Annotated in this window: 22 protein-coding genes, 1 tRNA gene and 1 pseudogene; 10 read left to right on the top strand and 14 right to left on the bottom strand. The window is 64.7% G+C overall.

The genetic code is table 11. The features are described from left to right. Nucleotides 1-132: 132 nt before the first annotated feature. From ABIB56_RS14440 to ABIB56_RS14410, 7 genes and pseudogenes are all read right to left on the bottom strand, one after another. Nucleotides 133-594: an SRPBCC domain-containing protein gene (locus ABIB56_RS14440; protein WP_354569922.1), complete on the bottom strand. Its 462-nt coding sequence runs from the start codon at nt 592-594 to the stop codon at nt 133-135. A 9-nt stretch (nt 595-603) separates the two neighbouring features. Further along, nucleotides 604-1,011, bottom strand: coding sequence for a dihydrofolate reductase family protein (locus ABIB56_RS14435; protein ID WP_354569921.1), 408 nt, complete (start codon nt 1,009-1,011; stop codon nt 604-606). 240 nt (nt 1,012-1,251) lie between these two features. Continuing rightward, nucleotides 1,252-1,590, bottom strand: a complete 339-nt coding sequence (locus tag ABIB56_RS14430) for an ArsR/SmtB family transcription factor (protein ID WP_354569920.1) — start codon at nt 1,588-1,590, stop codon at nt 1,252-1,254. A gap of 240 nt (nt 1,591-1,830) precedes the next feature. Beyond that, a complete protein-coding gene (locus ABIB56_RS14425; RefSeq protein ID WP_354569919.1) occupies nt 1,831-2,076 on the bottom strand; it encodes a hypothetical protein in 246 nt (81 codons plus the stop codon). Continuing rightward, a complete protein-coding gene (locus ABIB56_RS14420) occupies nt 2,073-2,534 on the bottom strand; it encodes a MarR family winged helix-turn-helix transcriptional regulator (protein ID WP_354569918.1) in 462 nt (153 codons plus the stop codon). The genes ABIB56_RS14425 and ABIB56_RS14420 overlap by 4 nt, the downstream gene beginning before the upstream one ends. Before the next feature lie 53 nt (nt 2,535-2,587). Further along, nucleotides 2,588-2,800, bottom strand: coding sequence for an SDR family oxidoreductase (locus ABIB56_RS14415; protein ID WP_354569917.1), 213 nt, complete (start codon nt 2,798-2,800; stop codon nt 2,588-2,590). 58 nt (nt 2,801-2,858) lie between these two features. Then, a pseudogene (locus tag ABIB56_RS14410) lies at nt 2,859-2,975 on the bottom strand (hypothetical protein); the annotation flags it as partial. A gap of 349 nt (nt 2,976-3,324) precedes the next feature. On the opposite strand from ABIB56_RS14410, the gene ABIB56_RS14405 reads away from it, so the two are divergent. Together ABIB56_RS14405 and ABIB56_RS14400 are read left to right on the top strand one after the other, a co-directional pair. Next, nucleotides 3,325-3,486, top strand: coding sequence for a hypothetical protein (locus tag ABIB56_RS14405; RefSeq protein ID WP_354569916.1), 162 nt, complete (start codon nt 3,325-3,327; stop codon nt 3,484-3,486). Nucleotides 3,487-3,576: 90 nt separating this feature from the next. Further along, on the top strand, nt 3,577-4,023 hold the full coding sequence (locus tag ABIB56_RS14400; RefSeq protein WP_354569952.1) for an SRPBCC domain-containing protein: 447 nt from the start codon (nt 3,577-3,579) through the stop codon (nt 4,021-4,023). A gap of 126 nt (nt 4,024-4,149) precedes the next feature. Here the strand turns inward: ABIB56_RS14400 and ABIB56_RS14395 are convergent, their stop codons facing one another. The 3 genes from ABIB56_RS14395 to ABIB56_RS14385 form a co-directional block, all read right to left on the bottom strand. Further along, on the bottom strand, nt 4,150-4,416 hold the full coding sequence (locus tag ABIB56_RS14395; RefSeq protein ID WP_354569915.1) for a type II toxin-antitoxin system RelE family toxin: 267 nt from the start codon (nt 4,414-4,416) through the stop codon (nt 4,150-4,152). Next, nucleotides 4,413-4,703, bottom strand: coding sequence for a type II toxin-antitoxin system Phd/YefM family antitoxin (locus ABIB56_RS14390; RefSeq protein WP_354569914.1), 291 nt, complete (start codon nt 4,701-4,703; stop codon nt 4,413-4,415). Before ABIB56_RS14390 ends, ABIB56_RS14395 begins: the two co-directional genes overlap by 4 nt. Nucleotides 4,704-4,981: 278 nt before the next feature. Then, nucleotides 4,982-5,052 (bottom strand) — tRNA-Gly (locus tag ABIB56_RS14385). A 65-nt stretch (nt 5,053-5,117) separates the two neighbouring features. Here ABIB56_RS14385 and dcd point away from each other — a divergent pair. Then, the gene (dcd, locus tag ABIB56_RS14380; protein WP_354569913.1) at nt 5,118-5,717 is read left to right on the top strand and encodes a dCTP deaminase; all 600 of its coding nucleotides are present in this window, start codon (nt 5,118-5,120) and stop codon (nt 5,715-5,717) included. A gap of 10 nt (nt 5,718-5,727) precedes the next feature. Here the strand turns inward: dcd and ABIB56_RS14375 are convergent, their stop codons facing one another. Then, the gene (locus ABIB56_RS14375; protein WP_354569912.1) at nt 5,728-6,351 is read right to left on the bottom strand and encodes a TetR/AcrR family transcriptional regulator; all 624 of its coding nucleotides are present in this window, start codon (nt 6,349-6,351) and stop codon (nt 5,728-5,730) included. Nucleotides 6,352-6,420: 69 nt separating this feature from the next. Here ABIB56_RS14375 and ABIB56_RS14370 point away from each other — a divergent pair, with 69 nt between their 5' ends. Then, a complete protein-coding gene (locus tag ABIB56_RS14370; RefSeq protein ID WP_354569911.1) occupies nt 6,421-7,608 on the top strand; it encodes an FAD-dependent oxidoreductase in 1,188 nt (395 codons plus the stop codon). Here the strand turns inward: ABIB56_RS14370 and idi are convergent. Continuing rightward, a complete protein-coding gene (gene idi / locus ABIB56_RS14365) occupies nt 7,605-8,201 on the bottom strand; it encodes an isopentenyl-diphosphate Delta-isomerase (RefSeq protein ID WP_354569910.1) in 597 nt (198 codons plus the stop codon). The two genes, ABIB56_RS14370 and idi, sit on opposite strands and share 4 nt — an antisense overlap. 108 nt (nt 8,202-8,309) lie before the next feature. On the opposite strand from idi, the gene ABIB56_RS14360 reads away from it, so the two are divergent. Genes ABIB56_RS14360 through ABIB56_RS14340 form a run of 5 tightly spaced genes read left to right on the top strand, consistent with a single transcriptional unit; the run spans nt 8,310 to nt 12,304 of the window. Then, nucleotides 8,310-9,176, top strand: coding sequence for a phytoene/squalene synthase family protein (locus ABIB56_RS14360; protein WP_354569909.1), 867 nt, complete (start codon nt 8,310-8,312; stop codon nt 9,174-9,176). Then, nucleotides 9,173-10,735 (top strand): phytoene desaturase family protein, encoded by a 1,563-nt coding sequence (gene crtI, locus ABIB56_RS14355; protein ID WP_354569908.1) that lies wholly within the window; start codon nt 9,173-9,175, stop codon nt 10,733-10,735. The genes ABIB56_RS14360 and crtI overlap by 4 nt, the downstream gene beginning before the upstream one ends. Then, nucleotides 10,735-11,067 carry a lycopene cyclase domain-containing protein gene (locus tag ABIB56_RS14350; protein ID WP_354569951.1) on the top strand — a complete coding sequence of 111 codons (333 nt, stop codon included), beginning with the start codon at nt 10,735-10,737 and terminating at the stop codon, nt 11,065-11,067. Before crtI ends, ABIB56_RS14350 begins: the two co-directional genes overlap by 1 nt. Then, nucleotides 11,064-11,378, top strand: coding sequence for a lycopene cyclase domain-containing protein (locus ABIB56_RS14345; protein WP_354569907.1), 315 nt, complete (start codon nt 11,064-11,066; stop codon nt 11,376-11,378). Before ABIB56_RS14350 ends, ABIB56_RS14345 begins: the two co-directional genes overlap by 4 nt. Then, nucleotides 11,375-12,304: a prenyltransferase gene (locus ABIB56_RS14340; protein ID WP_354569906.1), complete on the top strand. Its 930-nt coding sequence runs from the start codon at nt 11,375-11,377 to the stop codon at nt 12,302-12,304. Before ABIB56_RS14345 ends, ABIB56_RS14340 begins: the two co-directional genes overlap by 4 nt. A gap of 106 nt (nt 12,305-12,410) precedes the next feature. Here the strand turns inward: ABIB56_RS14340 and ABIB56_RS14335 are convergent, their stop codons facing one another. After that, complete coding sequence (locus ABIB56_RS14335; RefSeq protein WP_354569905.1) at nt 12,411-13,766, bottom strand: HNH endonuclease signature motif containing protein; 1,356 nt, start codon at nt 13,764-13,766, stop codon at nt 12,411-12,413. A gap of 301 nt (nt 13,767-14,067) precedes the next feature. On the opposite strand from ABIB56_RS14335, the gene ABIB56_RS14330 reads away from it, so the two are divergent. Next, the gene (locus ABIB56_RS14330; RefSeq protein ID WP_354569904.1) at nt 14,068-14,829 is read left to right on the top strand and encodes an SDR family NAD(P)-dependent oxidoreductase; all 762 of its coding nucleotides are present in this window, start codon (nt 14,068-14,070) and stop codon (nt 14,827-14,829) included. Between the two features lie 5 nt (nt 14,830-14,834). Here the strand turns inward: ABIB56_RS14330 and ABIB56_RS14325 are convergent, their stop codons facing one another. Further along, nucleotides 14,835-15,671, bottom strand: a complete 837-nt coding sequence (locus tag ABIB56_RS14325) for a helix-turn-helix transcriptional regulator (RefSeq protein ID WP_354569903.1) — start codon at nt 15,669-15,671, stop codon at nt 14,835-14,837. Between the last annotated feature and the right edge of the window lie 67 nt (nt 15,672-15,738).

Raw genomic sequence — 15,738 nt, 5'->3', positions numbered from 1 at the left:
CGATTTAGCCTCGCTACCTGGCAGACCTTTTTCCCGACTTCATGAAGCCCGGCTCGGCGAGTCATCAACCACCTGAGCCACGACATCGGCCCGGATTGGTTGCTCAGCTACTGTCCAATTGCGGGAAATGTGTCAGGCGAGGTAGTTGCCGAGAGCGTCGAGCAGGCCCTGGGTGCCTGATTCGCGGCCCGGTCCGTCGGCCCAGAACTGGTCGAAGAAGATACCATGCTCGACGTGCGTGAATCGGGTGCCCTCGTCGATCGACTCGAACTCCAACGACGCGACCGACGTCGACATGTGGACCCCGTCGATCCACATGTCGTACGTCGTGACGATGCGGAGGTGTTCGACGATGTCGGTGTACGTGGCCTCGTACCGCGAGACCGGACCGTCGTGAAAGGTCCCCTCGGCGACGTCGCGTCCACCGACGCGGAAGTCGAATGCCCACTCACCGGGTTCAATGGAGTCGCCGGCGCCCCACCAGCCGAGCTTCTGGTCTTCGTCGGCGAATGCGTCCCAGACGCGCTCGAGGGGAGTGGGGTAGTCGCGGGTCAGGGTGAATCCGGCGCGGGCGAGTCGGCGTTCGATTGTCATGTGAATCTCCTATCGGGTGAAGGTGAGGTGCGTCGTGTCACTCTCGGCCGCTTCTGTCGAAATTTTGTGGCTGAGGTCGAGCCCGACCAGGTCGTCCCACAGTCGATTTCCGCGGCCGAGGATGACCGGGGCGACCGTGAGGTGCAAGTCGTCGACCAAGCCGGTGCGCAGGAAGTCGCCCGCGGTGCCGACTCCACCGCCGATGCGCACATCGAGGCCGCCGGCAGCCTCGGTCGCCTCGGCGAGCACGGCCTCGATTGCAGCATTGCGGAAGTGGAACGTCGTTCCGCCCTTCATCTGGATCGACGGACGCGGTGCGGTGTGGGTGAGGGCGTAGACCGGGGTGCCGAACGGCGGCTCCTCACCCCACCGGCCCTTCCAATCCACGTCGTCGGGAAAGGCGTGGAGCCCGAACATCCCCGCCCCATGATCTCGGAGCCGACGCCGGCGGCGAAGAACGCGGCGACATATTGATCGTCGATGCCGGTCGTGCCGGCGCCGCTGGTGTCGCCGAAGACTCGCTCGCGGAAGGTGCGAGTCGCGGAATACGCCGCCGTGAGGCGTCCCCAGTCGGTGCCCATCGGATCCTCGGGTGTCGGGTCGTCCGGCGTGTAGCCGTCCAGCGAGGTGAACAGGTCCATGCGAATGCGGGTCATGTCAGATTTCCTTCGGGCTAGTGAGGGTTAGATGGATGCCGAGCCGGTCGGCTTGGTGTTCTGCAGGGGTTCGTTGCTCACCGAGCCATAGGTGGAGCACGTCGAGGGCGCCCGGTCGCAGGCTCACGGTGCGCACCCGTCCGTGCTTCTGCGACGTGACCACCCCCGCGTTTTCGAGCACGCTCAGGTGCTGCATCAGCGACGGCAACGCCATCGAGAACGGCGCCGCGAGTTCGGACACGACGGCTGGGGACTTCGCCAACCGCTCCACAACGGCCCGGCGCGTTGGATCCGCCAGAGCGCGGAGAACCGTGTCGAGCTCATCATAATACTTAGGCATACGCCTAATTATTATTGACGGGCAGGGATTTCGTCAACCGGCGCACGCCAAGAAACTGGTCGCGTCCGCCTGTGACCTATGTTCGCGACCGTCCGGCACGACCGGGAGGGCACCGACCCCGGCGCCGAAGGCAGGGGAAGGTGCTAGGCGAGTTCCGGTACGCCCATTTCCTCGAGAACGGTGATGCTGCAGCCGTCGGCCCAGCGCAGGTGGTGGTGTCCCTCGACCATTCTGAGGGCGTCATCCATGGAGTCGGCCTCGAGGATCGACATCCCGATGATGTCGTCGCGGCCGGCGGGTGACCCCGGCCGACGTGACGAGTTTCGCGTTGCCGAGCGGTTGTCCGGGGTCGACGAGGGCAGGGCCGAGTTTCGCCGACCAGTCGATCCAGTCTTGGAGGCCGAGCGCGGCCTCCTTCGGGGTGGCTTGCGCAAAGCGCTGCGCCACATCGAGGGGCGCGTGGTAGAGGGCGATATACCTGCTCATTGCGATTCTCCTGGGGTGTGGGATGCGGTACCGAGGCTTTCGGCGACCTCCGTGAGGGCCACGATTGCGGCCCTCAGTTGGTCGGCGCCGATGCGTGCGACGACATCGCGCGACCAGGCGAGCTGGCGGTTGTATATGGCTTCCAGCACCTCCCGTCCGCGCGGGGTAAGCGCAGCGAGCTGCGTGTGGCGGTCCTGCGGATGCGGGCGATATTCGAGAAGGCCGTCACGCAGTAGGTCATCCGCGACTCTCTGCACGCTCTGGCGTGCATGCCCGATGTCGCGCGCCATGTGCGCCACGGTGGTTGGAGCGAAGGCCCGGCCGAGTACCTGCCAGCGCGCACTGCTCTGGCCCAGTGGAGCGACGATTCCTTCACCCGCCTCGACGAGCATGCTATTGAGGGCGAAGACGGCGACGGCGAACCGCGTCCAGTCGTCGTTAGGCGGTGACGCGTGCATATCGTGACCGTATCAACTTGACAGCGCGCTGTCAATCACGGACTGACGCTCGCTCAATCGGAGGCCAGGAACCCTACCATTTCGGCTGCCTCTTCTGGTGTGCCGGGTCGGCGCATGGGGATGTCGAGGTGTGTGACGATGTTCTGCTCCATCTGTTCGAGCGTGATTCCGTTGGATTCGACCATCTGGGTGAGGGAAGCGGCGGCGCCTTCTGTCTTGATGGACCCGGGAAGGACGTTGACGACTCGGACGCCCGACGGATTCACCTCCGTGGCCTCGCGTGACCATATGAGGTACGAGTTCGCGATCGAGTCGGACTATGCCGAGAAAGTTGAAGGCGAGGTCGGCTGTCCATGCGTCGTCCGGGATGTCGAGGGCCGGGGCGTCGACACTCGTTGCTGCCGCATTCTGGATAACAACATCGATCTCGCCGAGGCTCAGAACTTCGGCAGCGAAATCGGTGATACCCCGGGGAGTGCTGAGGTCGGCCTCGACATCACGGCCTGGAACGAACGTCTATTGCGGGCAGGATAGACGTTGTCACGACGAAAAGGGTGCTGACCGGTGGTCAGCCCCCTTTCTCGTTCTGCGGTGCAGATCTGATAGCACAGCCCGCGGGCTGAGCAGAGACGCCCGACTGGGACAACGCCCACCTCATCAATGCCGTCGTCGATCTGCACCGGGCTAGTCAGCCTTCGAGTACCGATTCACCTTTGACGAAATCGAGGCCGAATCGGGTATCAAGGCGGCGGTGTGGCCGTGCGGCGGCTCTCCTCTGAGTAGCGGCAGAGTGCAGATCGTCGGCGACGACTTATTCGCCACCAACCGCGAACGTCTCGCGCGCGGCGTCTCCGAGGGTGCGGCGAACGTCGTCTTGATCAAACCGAATCAGGCGGGGACGGTCACGCGAGCTGCACGCACAGTGCAGCTCGCCAAATGGAATCGGCTCTGAGAAATCGAGGCCACCGCAGGCGACACGGCTCGCTTTACCGGCCAAGGCGCGCTCGCCGCCATCTAACCAGCCACATCATTCGTGTAGTCCATACTCCCAGGCTGTCGGGAGCGGCCGTCTGGACTTATTGAAAGACCAGGTAGCGAGTGCGCTGCCGGCGCCCCTTCGCGTCCCTGTTGCCTCACAGTCGGATCGCGGTGGGAGCACGTGCGAACCGACGGCTCGGGGGTCGCCGATGTCGTCGGCCGGGTGGTGGAATCGGATCGCCCACGCCTGCTCGCAATGACGTTCGGCGACTCGGATGAGGCCCCCACGCCCGTGCCTCTCGTGACATTCACTATCGAAGCGTTCTATGACATCGTCAAACTCACTGTCGTGCATATGCACATCCCGAGTGATGACGACCGAGCCGCCGCGGCCGCCGGCTGGTCGAGCGTGTTCGCGAATCTAAAGACACTCCTCGAGACTGGCCACGCGCTGCCCCAAGCTCCCTGGGAGATGCACGCCGACCTCCGAGAGCAGTACATGGGTGAATAACACTCGTTCGCGAAGAATTCTCTTCAGTTGACCTAGCTCGTCGACGACCAACACGTGCGAATGCCCTGCGAGCCACAAATAGTGTGAAAACGGATAACGGTCGTCACCAGTAGGGCCGGTGTTTTTTTACCGTGGTCGGTAAACGTCAGCGCGATGGTCAATGTGAAGAATGACAACTTGAGGTGGCTCGTCGTCGATGTTGTACAGGACGCGGTACGGCCCGCGTCGCGCGCTATATGTGCCGGCGAGTTCGCGCTCGAGAGGCTTCCCGACGCGACGCGGTGACCCCGCGAGGTCACCGAAGGTGAATTCGATGATCGCCGAGACGATTCTCGGAGGGATGCTGTGCATGTCACGTCGTGCGGTGGGCGAGAAGATGACCTCGAAGCTCACCGTTTCGGCACGCCGAACTCGGCCCGGATCTGTTCTTCACTCAGCCCTTGACCGGCTACGACTTCGGCCTTGGCGGCCGCGACGTTCTGGACGATTTCGGGTTGTGACAGCCAGAAGAGGGTTTCGTGCAGCGATTCCCATTCGTCGACGCCGACGAGCATCGCAGCCGGCGAGCCGTTCTTGGTGATCGTCACGGTCTCGTGCGTCACCGATGCGGCATCAACGAGCTCGTTGAGGCGGTCCTTGACTTTGGAAATGGGCAATATCTGCATGATCGCACCATACACCCGAATAGCAGCCTTTGGTGGGCTCAAATAAACTCTGATGAAAGGGAGTGCGTAAAGTACGCCAATGCAGGAGAGTGACCAACATCAGTGCGAACGGTGACTCGAGCAGATCCCCGACAACTTCGATGTCGAAGAGATTAGCCATGCGCGGGGTGCACCTGCGAGCTCGATCGCGTGATATCGAGAGATGCGGGTGAAGGCTGGGTCGGGCAGGCGCCAGCTTTCGGAGTTTCATTTATATGATTCACGTCTCATCACTCGAGCGAGACATCACACGGAGCGAGTGACGGGAATCGAACCCGCGCTACCAGCTTGGGAAGCTGGAGTTCTGCCATTGAACTACACTCGCGCGACCGCCGTCGAGCAGGCGGCACTGCGCAATACTATCAACGCCTCGTTCGGTAGGCTCGATGCATGTTGCTCTCGGATCGCGATATCAAGGCCGAACTCGACTCGGGCAGGATAGGTCTCGACCCGTACGACCCGGCGATGATCCAGCCGTCGAGCATCGACGTGCGGCTCGACGGGTTCTTCCGGCTGTTCGACAACCACAAGTACCCGTTCATCGATCCGGCCGAAGACCAACCGGAGCTCACGCGACTGGTCGAGACCGCGGAAGACCAGCCGTTCATCCTGCACCCCGGCGAGTTCGTGCTCGGCTCCACTTACGAACTGGTGACGCTTCCGGATGACGTGGCCGCCCGACTCGAAGGTAAGAGCTCGCTGGGTCGCCTCGGCCTGCTCACGCACTCGACGGCCGGATTCGTGGACCCCGGATTCAGCGGACACGTCACGCTCGAACTCTCGAACGTCGCGACGCTGCCAATCAAGCTCTGGCCGGGCATGAAGATCGGGCAGCTCTGCTTCATCCGCCTGACCTCGCCAGCCGAGAAGCCCTACGGTTCTGCCGAGTACAGCTCGCGCTACCAGGGCCAGCGCGGTCCGACGGCGTCGCGGTCGTTCCAGAACTTCCACCGCACGCGCATCGCCCGCGACGAGAGCCAGCTCGACTAGAGCCTGGCAGTCAGCTGGCGCGATGAGAGCCAGCTCGACTAGTTCCGCTTGCCCCCTCGAGAAACAGGTCGACCTGCGCGACGATCTCGTCGTCCGTCGGTACCCGCAGTTCCTCCGGCGCTCGTAGCAGTCCACCGAGCAGCACGTGGGTCAGCAGCGGGCCGATGAAACCCCTGGCGATGGTGTCGGCGGAGAGACCCGGCCTGGCATCCGTGATCCGGCTGGTCGCTCCACCCACCCCGGCGAGGAGGCGTTCCACGATCGACTCGCGGAACACGGTGATGAGTTCTGGATCGCGCACGCCCTCGGCGATGACGATGCGCACGATCTTGAGGTAGTCCGGGTTCATCAGCTCGGCGATGAGCGTGCTGGCCAGGTCGATCAGTGCCGAGCGAGCGTCGCCCGATGAGGGCACGGGCACCTCGTCGCGCGTGGGCGCCGCCACGAGGCTGGTCAACGTCGCGCGGAACAGGCCGGCCTTGTCGCCGAAATACCCGTAGATGGTCTCCTTCGAGGTCTTCGCGGTGCGCGCGATCTCGGCCGTGGTCGCCGCGGCGTAGCCGCGTTCACCGAACACCGCGAGAGCCGCCGCCACGATGCGTTCTGTGCGGGCGGCTCTTGCGCTGGTGACCATCGCACCATCATACTGAATATGAACCGTACCGTACCGTACCGTACGAGACGGTACCGTACGGTACGGCTAATGAAGAATGTGAAGGTGCGCAGCGTGAAAATGACCATGAATGACGTTGATGTACTGGTGGTCGGTGCGGGTCCGGTCGGTATGACGCTCGCGGCCGGGCTCGCCCAAGCCGGCATCCGGGTGGAAATCGTCGATGCGCTGGAGGCGGGGGGCAATACGTCCCGGGCGGCGGTGGTGCATCCGCGAACGCTCGAGGCGCTGGAGTCGATCGGAGTCGTCGACGCGCTCATCGAACGCGGCCTGCAGGTGTCGCGGTTCGACATCCGCGACCGGGACCGGATGCTCATACCGCTCGAATTCGACGCGATCGAGAGCCGTTACCGTTCCATCCTTCTCATCCCGCAGTCCGAGACGGAGCGGGTGTTGAACGAACGGCTGGTCGAACTCGGGGTCAGGGTGCTGCGCCCTCGACAGGTCGCCGCCGTGCACGACGAGGGCGACGCCGTGACGGTGACCTTCGAGGACGGATCGACGCGGCGCGCCTCCTGGGTGATCGGCGCCGACGGCATGAAGTCGGTGGTTCGCACGTCGAGTGGAATCTCTTTCGGTGACTCCAGCCCTGGGCAGTCGTTCGTGCTCGCCGACATTCGCGCCGACGCAGCGCTGCCACTGGACAGGGTGCAGCTGTTCCTCTCCGGCGCCGGCATGGTGGTGACCGCGCCCCTGCCGGGCGGGAGTGTGCGCATTGTCGCCGAGATGGAGGATGCCCCCGCTCAGCCGAGCCTGGAGTTCGTGCAGGAGCTTCTCGCCGCCCGCGGTCCGCGATCGCCGCAGATTCGCGTCTCGAGCCTGGAGTGGAGCAGCCGGTTCTTCGTGCACCACAGCGTGGCCGCAGGCTTCCGTCACGGGCGCGTGCTGCTCGCCGGGGATGCAGCCCACGTGCACAGCCCGGCCGGCGGCCAGGGGATGAACCTCGGGCTGCGAGACGCTGTCGTGCTCACGAAAGCCCTGGTCGAAGCGATCGCGAACGGCAACGAGATCCGGCTCGACAGCTACGGCCACAACCGCCCCGCGGTTGCCCAACGTGTCGTCACCTTCGCGGATCGGCTGACCAGGCTCGCGACGGCCAACCCGCGTTTCGCGCCGGTACGCAATCTGGCGTTGTCCACGCTGGGCCGCATACCGGCGGTGCAGCGCACGGTCGCGGCGAACCTGGCCGGCCTGACCGACCCGATGTCGGAAGGCTAGGCCCTGTCCAGCTGCTCCAACCTGTCCAACTGCTCAAGCTGCCAGCCGAGCCACGGGCTGAACGCGAAGGGCGTCGCCGCCACAGCGGTGCGCAGGGATTGCGGCTCGAGCCAGACGAACTCGGCCACCTCGTCGGGGTTGGGCTGCACGGCATCCGTCGTCACGGCGCGATAGACGGGGCAGATCTCGTTCTCGACGATGCCGGATGCGTCGACAGCCCGATAGCGAAAGTCCGGCAGCACCACCTCGAGGCCCTCGATCGCGATACCGAGCTCGAACTGTGCGCGCCGCGCGGTGGCGTCTTCGCTCGACTCGCTCGGCGACGGATGCCCGCAGAACGAATTCGTCCAAACACCCGGCCAGGTGGATTTCGCCAGCGCGCGCCTGGTGACGAGCACACGCCCGTGCTGGTCGTAGACGTGGCAGGAGAAGGCGAGATGCAGCGGGGTGTCGACACCGTGCACGGAGAGCTTGTCGGCGGTGCCGATCGGTGCGCCGTTCTCATCGACGAGAACGACGAGCTCTGGGTTTGTGGTCGGCCCTGTCTTGGTGGTCGGCGCTGTGTTGGTGGTCGACTCTGTGCTGGTGGTCATGTGTGTCCGTTACCCTGAGGGAGTGAGCGACCGCGGTGGGAGCAGAGAAGAAACGGATGCCGAGCCGAGACGCGCATTCAGCCTAACCGTCGGCCGGAGCTCCTGATCGTGGCGAGTCTCTACGATCGTGTCGCAGACGAGACGGCCGGCATCGTGATCCGCCGCTACTCCACCTCGTTCGGCCTGGCATCGCGCCTGCTGTCGCCTGGCATCCGCCGTCATATCGAAAACATCTACGCTCTGGTGCGCATCGCCGACGAGATCGTGGACGGCGAAGCGACGGATGCCGGCCTCGACGCGCTCGCGGCGGCGCGGGTGCTCAATGACCTGGAACGTGACACCGAGGCCGCGCTCGACCAGGGTTACAGCGCCAATCTCGTGATCCACGCTTTCGCCAGAACGGCCCGCCAGACCGGATTCGGCGCGGAGCTCACGCGCCCATTCTTCGAGTCGATGCGCATGGATCTCAGCCAGACCGAGTACGACCAGCAGAGCTTCGAGCACTACGTCTACGGTTCAGCCGAGGTCGTGGGGCTCATGTGCCTGTGCACCTTCCTCGACGGCGTCGAAGTCACTGCGGAACAGAACGCCCGCCTCGTGCATGGCGCTCGTCGACTGGGGGCGGCATTCCAGAAGGTCAACTTTTTGCGCGACCTGTCCGCCGACTTCGAAACCCTCGGGCGCAGCTATTTTCCCGGTGTGAGCATCGAATCTTTCTCCGAAGCGGACAAGAACCGACTGCTCGACGACATCGACGCCGATCTCCGCGAGTCGGCCAAGGTATTGCCGGAGCTTCCGGCCACATCGCGGCGTGCCGTCGCCCTCGCGCAGGGACTCTTCACCGAGCTCTCGGTGCGGTTGCGAGCGACGCCGGCCGACAGCCTGGTACGTGCGAGGGTGCGGGTACCGAATCCGGTGAAGCTGCGCATCGCCGCCGGCGCCTCCCTCGGCCGCACGCCGAAGGTCACCACGTGAGCACCGTCGTTGTGATCGGTGGCGGCATCGCGGGGCTCGCCTCTGCCGCACTCCTCGCCCGCGAAGGCCACAGCGTCACCGTGCTCGAGGCGCGCCAGGATGTCGGCGGCCGCGCCGGTTCGTGGCAGCACGACGGCTTTCGCTTCGACACCGGGCCGAGCTGGTACCTCATGCCCGAGGTTTTCGATCACTTCTTCCGCCTGCTCGGAACGACCGCGGAGGAGCAGCTGAACCTGGTAACCCTCGATCCCGGTTACCGGGTCATCTTCGAGGGAGAGGCCGATCCGATCGACGTCACCGCGAGCCGGGAAGAGAACCTTGAACTGTTCGAGCGCATCGAGCCAGGGTCGCGGCCGCGCATGGAGAAGTACCTCGAGTCGGCGCGGCAGACCTACGAGATCGCGAAGAAGCGGTTTTTGTACACGACTTTCGCGGACATCCGCCCGTTGCTGCGGCGCGACGTCGTCTCGCGCATGGGCGAGCTCGGCACGCTGCTGCTGCGACCCCTCGCCTCGCTCGTGAAGCGCACGGTGAAAGACACCAGGCTGCGGCAGATCCTCGGTTACCCCGCCGTCTTCCTCGGCTCCTCCCCCTACCTCGCGCCGAGCATGTACCACCTGATGAGCCACCTCGACCTCGAGGGCGGAGTGCTCTATCCGATGGGCGGGTTCTCGCGACTCATCGAGAGCATCGCCGACCTCGCGAAGAAGGAGGGCGCGACCATTGTGACAGGGGCGTCCGTCACGGCGATCAGCACCCTGGATGGGCGGGCCACGGGGGTCGAATACACGGATGCCGCGGGCACCACGCATTCCTTCAACGCAGACCTCGTGGTCTCCGCCGCTGACCTCCACCACACCGAGACGCGGCTGCTGCCCGCCGAACTGCAGACCTATCCGCAGAGTTACTGGGACACGAAGACCCCTGGACCGAGCGCCCTGCTGCTCTATCTCGGCGTACGCGGCGAGCTTCCGACTCTCGAGCACCACACTCTGCTCTTCACCCGCGAGTGGGAGAAGGGGTTTGACAAGATTTTCGGACCGAACCCGAGCGTGCCCGACCCAGCCTCGCTCTACGTGTGCAAGCCGAGCGGGATCGACCCGTCGGTGGCGCCGGCAGGCTTCGAGAACCTCTTCGTACTGGTGCCGATCCCCGCCGATCCGACGATCGGACGGGGTGACGTGGATGGTGACGGCGACGCGCGCATCGAGGCGCTCGCCGACCGGGTGATTGCGCAAATCTCGGACTGGGCGGGCATCCCCGATCTCGCCTCGCGGATCGTCGTGCGTCGCACCGTCGGACCCGGCAACTTCGTCGAGGACCTCAACTCCTGGCGTGGCACGGCGCTCGGCCCGGCACACACCCTCACGCAGAGTGCCATGTTCCGTGCGGGGAATGTGAGCAAAAAGGTCCATGGCTTGTTCTACGTTGGCGGCTCGACGATTCCCGGTATCGGTCTGCCGATGTGTCTGATCAGCGCCGAGGTGTTGATCAAACGCCTGCGTGGTGATGTGTCGACGGAGGCGTTGCCGGAACCGCTCATGCCGCCGGCGGCATGATGGGAATCCTCTACCTGCTTGCGCTACTGATCGCACTGACCGGGATGGTTGTTCTCGATCGCCGGTTTCGACTCTTCCTCTGGCGGGATGCTCGGCGCGCCGCGATCGTGCTGATCGCGGGTGTGATCTTCTTTCTCATCTGGGACATTGCAGGTATCGGTCTCGGAATCTTCTTTCGTGGAGAGACGGCGTTCATGACCGGCCTGCTCGTCGGGCCGGAACTGCCCGTCGAGGAGGTCTTCTTCCTCGCGCTGCTCTGCTATCTCACAATGAACCTGGTCGGCTTCCTCTCCCGCACGCATAGTTCGGCTGCGAAGGGAGAGCGGTCGTGAGCTACTGGGCGCTCAACGCGATCTTCCTGGCCGTCGTCGCGGTGGCGGGGATCGCGGCGCTCCTGAAAGCGCAACGGGGCGGTGGGATGCGGTGGACATCCGTCGTCTTTCCGCTGCTCATCCTGCTGGTATTCACCAGCGTGTTCGATAACGTCATGATCGGCATAGGTCTGGTCGGCTACGACACCGCCAAGATCTCCGGTGCCTTTGTGGGTGTCGCGCCGCTCGAAGACTTCGCCTATGCGGTCGCCGCCGCACTGTTGCTGCCCTCGCTCTGGGTGCTCACCGCCCGTCGGAAGGCGCGATCGTGAACGCGGTGAGAAGCCTGTTCGTGTCGTCCCGACCGCTCAGCTGGATCAATACGGCCTTCCCTTTCGCGGCCGGCTACCTCATGGCGACCCGCGAGGTCGACGTGGTTTTCGTGATCGGCACGATCTATTTCCTGATCCCCTACAACCTCGCGATGTATGGCATCAACGACGTTTTCGACTACGAGTCCGACCTGCGCAATCCGCGGAAGGGCGGTGTCGAGGGTGCGTTGCTCGACCCGGGCGTGCACCGACTCACGCTGTGGGCGGCCGTCATCCTGAACGTGCCATTCCTGGTGTTCCTGGTGGTCGTCGGTAATCCGTTGTCGTGGGTTGTGCTAGCCGTGAGTGTTTTCGCGGTGGTCGCCTATTCCGCTCCGGGTATGCGATTCAAGGAGCGGCCTTTTGTCGACTCCGTCACCTCGAGTACCCACTTCGTTTCACCGGCCGTGTACGGCCTGGTGCTCGCCGGCGCGGCATTCACCCCGGGATTGTGGGCGCTGCTCGCAGCCTTCTTTCTCTGGGGCATCGCCTCCCACGCGTTCGGTGCTGTACAGGACATCGTCGCTGACCGCGAGGGCGGCATCGGCTCGATCGCGACGGTGATCGGTGGTAGGGCGACTGTACGTTTCGCCTTCTTCGCCTATCTGCTGGCCGGAGTGCTGCTGCTCTTCACGTCCTTCCCCGGGCAGCTCGCGGCGATCCTGATGCTGCCGTACGCGGCATCCGTGCTGCCTTTCTGGTCGATTTCGGATGCTGAAGCCGAAACCGCGAACCGCGGCTGGAAGAGATTCCTCTGGCTCAATTTCGTCACCGGATTCTTCGTGACGATGCTGCTCATCTGGTTCTGGGTGCTGCATCCCGGATGCTCCAACGGATGGTTCGCCTATGTTCCGCTGTCCAGCTCTGTTTTCACGTCGTGCGGCTAGCTGTACTCGGCGAAACAGGAGGCTGACAGCGGCGAGTGGCGCCCGACGAGCGCTCATGTGAGGGGCTCTCCTCGATGCGCGGCCTCGTGGGATACCTGCCGCGGGGCTATGCTGCGAGCGCGATCCTGCCACCACGCCGCGCCTGTCGATAGGGGTCGACGTGTGGCGGCGGAAGGAAGTACGGAACGCCTTCGCGGATCTCTATCTCCCAGCCGAAATCGTGGATTTGATGATGGTGATGGGAGCAGAGCAGTATTCCGTTGTCGAGGTCGCTCGGTCCGAGATGCGACCACCAGTCGATGTGGTGAGCTTCCGCGTAGGAGGGAACGCTCGAGCATCCCCCGAATGCGCAGCCGCCGTCCCGCTCGCCAAATGCCAGCTTTTGGGCCTTGGTGAACAGTCGACGGCTCATCCCCAGGTCGAGCACTTCGCCTCTGCCGCCGAGGACGATGGGGATGAGTTCTGCTTCCGCAGCGAGCATCCGGGCGGTGGTGGCCGAGATCGTTTCATCAATGCCATCGATCTCCGCCGTGCCGAGTCCGGTGATGAGCGAATCCAGATCCATGCGAACCACCATGGTGAAGGCCGGCAGTTGGCCGCCGGAGCCGACGCAGGTGGCCGCATGGCGAAAGATCTCAGCCGCGGCATCCGATCGCAACTGGGGGAGGGAACGATCGTCGACAAGCTCGCACGAACTATCAGTGGAACCATCCTCTCGGCTCTGACGCAATTCGGCACCAACCAGCGCATCGATGCCGGCTTTCACCAGCCCGCCGGATTCGGGCGGCAGGTACCAGTCGACGTGAATCATGCCGTCGGAGGTGGTGCGAATGGTGAGCGAACGCCGTCTGCGGTGCAGTTCGTCGCGCGGTTCCGCGCCGTCCTGGTCGAGCCGATCACGGACGAGACGGGCAAACCGCACCATCTCCTCCACCGTGTAGTCATGCGCGAGGGCGACCAGCTGCGCCTCGGCATCTTCCCGGGCATCCGCCGAGCAGCGCAGCGAGACGGCTTCGAGCTGCCGGATGATGACCGCCGCTGTGGCGACTCCAATGACAGCATTTTCGATACCGGCCGCGACCGATGGATACCGCGGCGGCAGCGGTTCCCCACCGATCGTCTGTCGTGCACGGATAGCCAGACCTACGTCGCAGAGTCGGCAGGATTCGGCGACGGTGATGCCCCACAGCGCGGCCAGCATGAGCGCTGGCCTGGCATAGGCAGCACGCTTGGCGAGGCCGTCATTGCCGAGGGAAGTACGCGATCGGTCGGCAACCTCCCCGGCGATGTGAAGCCGCAGAATGTCGACTCGGCGTGACAGATCTGCTAGCTCGCGTGCGGCGTCGACGACCCCGACATCGGACATCCCCTCGATCTCGCCGAGGCTGCTGGAGGGACCGCTGGCATAGCTCACCTCGATCGCAGCAACGCGCGTTTCGAGTAACGCGATCGGGGAGTCCATACAACGATTCTGGCATCGACCACCGACATTCTTCGAGCCGTCAATATCTTGCTGGACAGCATTTTTCCTGTGGAATGGCGAGCGCAGAGACGGCCCGTGGAGGAGTGGATGCGGCTGAGCTTTCGGGCGCAGTCGAGGCACCCTTCGCGGCCGAGAAACGTGGCGCGCCGGCGCAAACCCGGATTCCCGATCCCCTGACAAGCGGGTCCTTCCCGCCCGACGGCGACGCGACGACGCTGGAACTCAGCGAACGGGCATGGCGAGTGCGGCATCCGCACCACCCGGCGCACGGAAGGACATCATGTCTGAAGGGCAGATCGCACTCATTACCGGAGGTAACCGCGAGCTCGGTAGGTCGACCGCGCTGCGGGTTGCGGAGGACGGCACAGACGTGATCCTCACGTATCGATCGAACGCCGACGAAGCCTCAGCCGTCGCCGCCGAGATCACCGGGACGGGGCGCGTCGCCGTTGCCATCCAGCTCGACACGAGCGTCGTCGACGGGTTTGCCGCATTCAGGACCTCGGTCGAGACCGAATTGCGCGAGAGGTGGGATCGCACCGATTTCGACTTTCTCGTCAACAACGCCGGAGTCGCGGCCAATGGGAGCATCGCCGAGACGACGGTCGAGAGCTTCGACATGCTCTACGGCGTGCACCTGAAGGGCGTCTACTTTTTGACGCAGAGCCTCATGCCGTTGATCGCGGACGGCGGCCGCATCATCAACCTGTCGACGGGGCTTGCCCGTTTCACCGGTCAGGGCTGGTCGGCCTACGCGGCGATGAAGGGCGCGATCGAGGTCTTCACGCGCTATCTTGCAGCGGAACTCGGCCCGCGCGGCATCCGTGCCAACACCGTCGCACCTGGGCCGATCGGCACCGACTTCGGCGGCGGCATGATGCGCGACAACGAGCAGGCCCGCGCGGCGATGGCTGGGCTCTCCGCCCTCGGTCGTATTGGCGAACCCGACGACATCGGCGGCGTGATCGCGAGCCTGCTCGCACCGGGCACCGGGTGGATCACCGGGCAACTGATCGAGGCATCCGGTGGCACCCTGCTGTAGGAGAGCTACGCCAGTTGCTGGCTGCCGATCACATTCAGCAGCTGCATCTTCTCGTGACTCTCGCTGCCGGGCGTCGCGGTAAAGACGAGCAGGGACTGCGACTGGTCGGCGTCGAACAGCACCTGGCAGTCGAGTTCGAGGATTCCGAGTTCCGGATGCTGGATCCGCTTGCGGGTGCCCTGCCGCTTGCCGACCTCGTGCCTGCTCCACTCGTCGCGGAACTCCTCGCTGCTGTCGAGCAGGGCATCCACGATCTCGCCCGCCCGTGAGCGCTCGCCGAGGCGTGAGTATCCGGCGCGCAGGTCTGCAGTGAAGTACCTGGCATGCATCGGCTGATCCTCCTCCGGATAGATGCGCCGACTTGCCGGCATCGTGAACCAGCGGTAGACCACGCTGCGTTCAAGCCCAGTGAAGGCGGTCTCGATGCCGAGCAGCGCAACAGCCGGTGGGGTCTGCACCAGCGTCTCGCCGAGTCCGTTCATCACCTGGGCTGGGGTGTCGCCGAGGCGGTCGAGCACGCGCATGATACCGGGGCCGATGTGGTCGGTGCGGGGCAGACGCAGCGGCGCGTTGTGTCCGGCGAGGCGGAACAGGTGGTCGCGTTCCTCGACCGAGAGGTGAAGGCCGCGGGCGATCGCTGCCAGCATCTGCTCCGACGGCTGCGGGCCGCGCTGCTGCTCGATCCGGTTGTAGTAGTCGACCGACATGCCGCTGAGGCTTGCGACCTCCTCGCGGCGGAGGCCGCTGGCCCGGCGCCGCGGCCCGCGGGTGAGGCCGACGTCCTCCGGCTGGAGCGACTCGCGGCGGGTGCGAAGGAAGTCGGCTAGCTGTGCTCTGTCCACCCACCCAGTCTCGCCTGCGGAGGCTCGTCGGTACAGGGATTGGCGATCCCCCCGGTGCGCTGTCGCC

The sequence above is a fragment of the Glaciihabitans sp. UYNi722 genome (assembly GCF_040549465.1).
Lineage (GTDB): Bacteria > Actinomycetota > Actinomycetes > Actinomycetales > Microbacteriaceae > Lacisediminihabitans.
The sequence above is the reverse complement of the archived record's forward strand: the minus strand, read 5'-3'. Positions and strand labels throughout refer to the sequence as shown.

Bases quoted from the DNA above. Each gene is read 5' to 3' on its own strand.
- ABIB56_RS14350 (WP_354569951.1), top strand. From the start codon at position 10,735: ATGGGAATCCTCTACCTGCTTGCGCTACTGATCGCACTGACCGGGATG.
- ABIB56_RS14375 (WP_354569912.1), bottom strand. From the start codon at position 6,351: ATGGTCACCAGCGCAAGAGCCGCCCGCACAGAACGCATCGTGGCGGCG.
- idi (WP_354569910.1), bottom strand. From the start codon at position 8,201: ATGACCACCAGCACAGAGTCGACCACCAACACAGCGCCGACCACCAAG.
- ABIB56_RS14335 (WP_354569905.1), bottom strand. From the start codon at position 13,766: ATGGACTCCCCGATCGCGTTACTCGAAACGCGCGTTGCTGCGATCGAG.
- ABIB56_RS14420 (WP_354569918.1), bottom strand. From the start codon at position 2,534: ATGCACGCGTCACCGCCTAACGACGACTGGACGCGGTTCGCCGTCGCC.
- ABIB56_RS14440 (WP_354569922.1), bottom strand. From the start codon at position 594: ATGACAATCGAACGCCGACTCGCCCGCGCCGGATTCACCCTGACCCGC.
- ABIB56_RS14435 (WP_354569921.1), bottom strand. From the start codon at position 1,011: ATGTTCGGGCTCCACGCCTTTCCCGACGACGTGGATTGGAAGGGCCGG.
- ABIB56_RS14370 (WP_354569911.1), top strand. From the start codon at position 6,421: ATGAAGAATGTGAAGGTGCGCAGCGTGAAAATGACCATGAATGACGTT.
- ABIB56_RS14430 (WP_354569920.1), bottom strand. From the start codon at position 1,590: ATGCCTAAGTATTATGATGAGCTCGACACGGTTCTCCGCGCTCTGGCG.
- dcd (WP_354569913.1), top strand. From the start codon at position 5,118: ATGTTGCTCTCGGATCGCGATATCAAGGCCGAACTCGACTCGGGCAGG.
- ABIB56_RS14330 (WP_354569904.1), top strand. From the start codon at position 14,068: ATGTCTGAAGGGCAGATCGCACTCATTACCGGAGGTAACCGCGAGCTC.
- ABIB56_RS14425 (WP_354569919.1), bottom strand. From the start codon at position 2,076: ATGAGCAGGTATATCGCCCTCTACCACGCGCCCCTCGATGTGGCGCAG.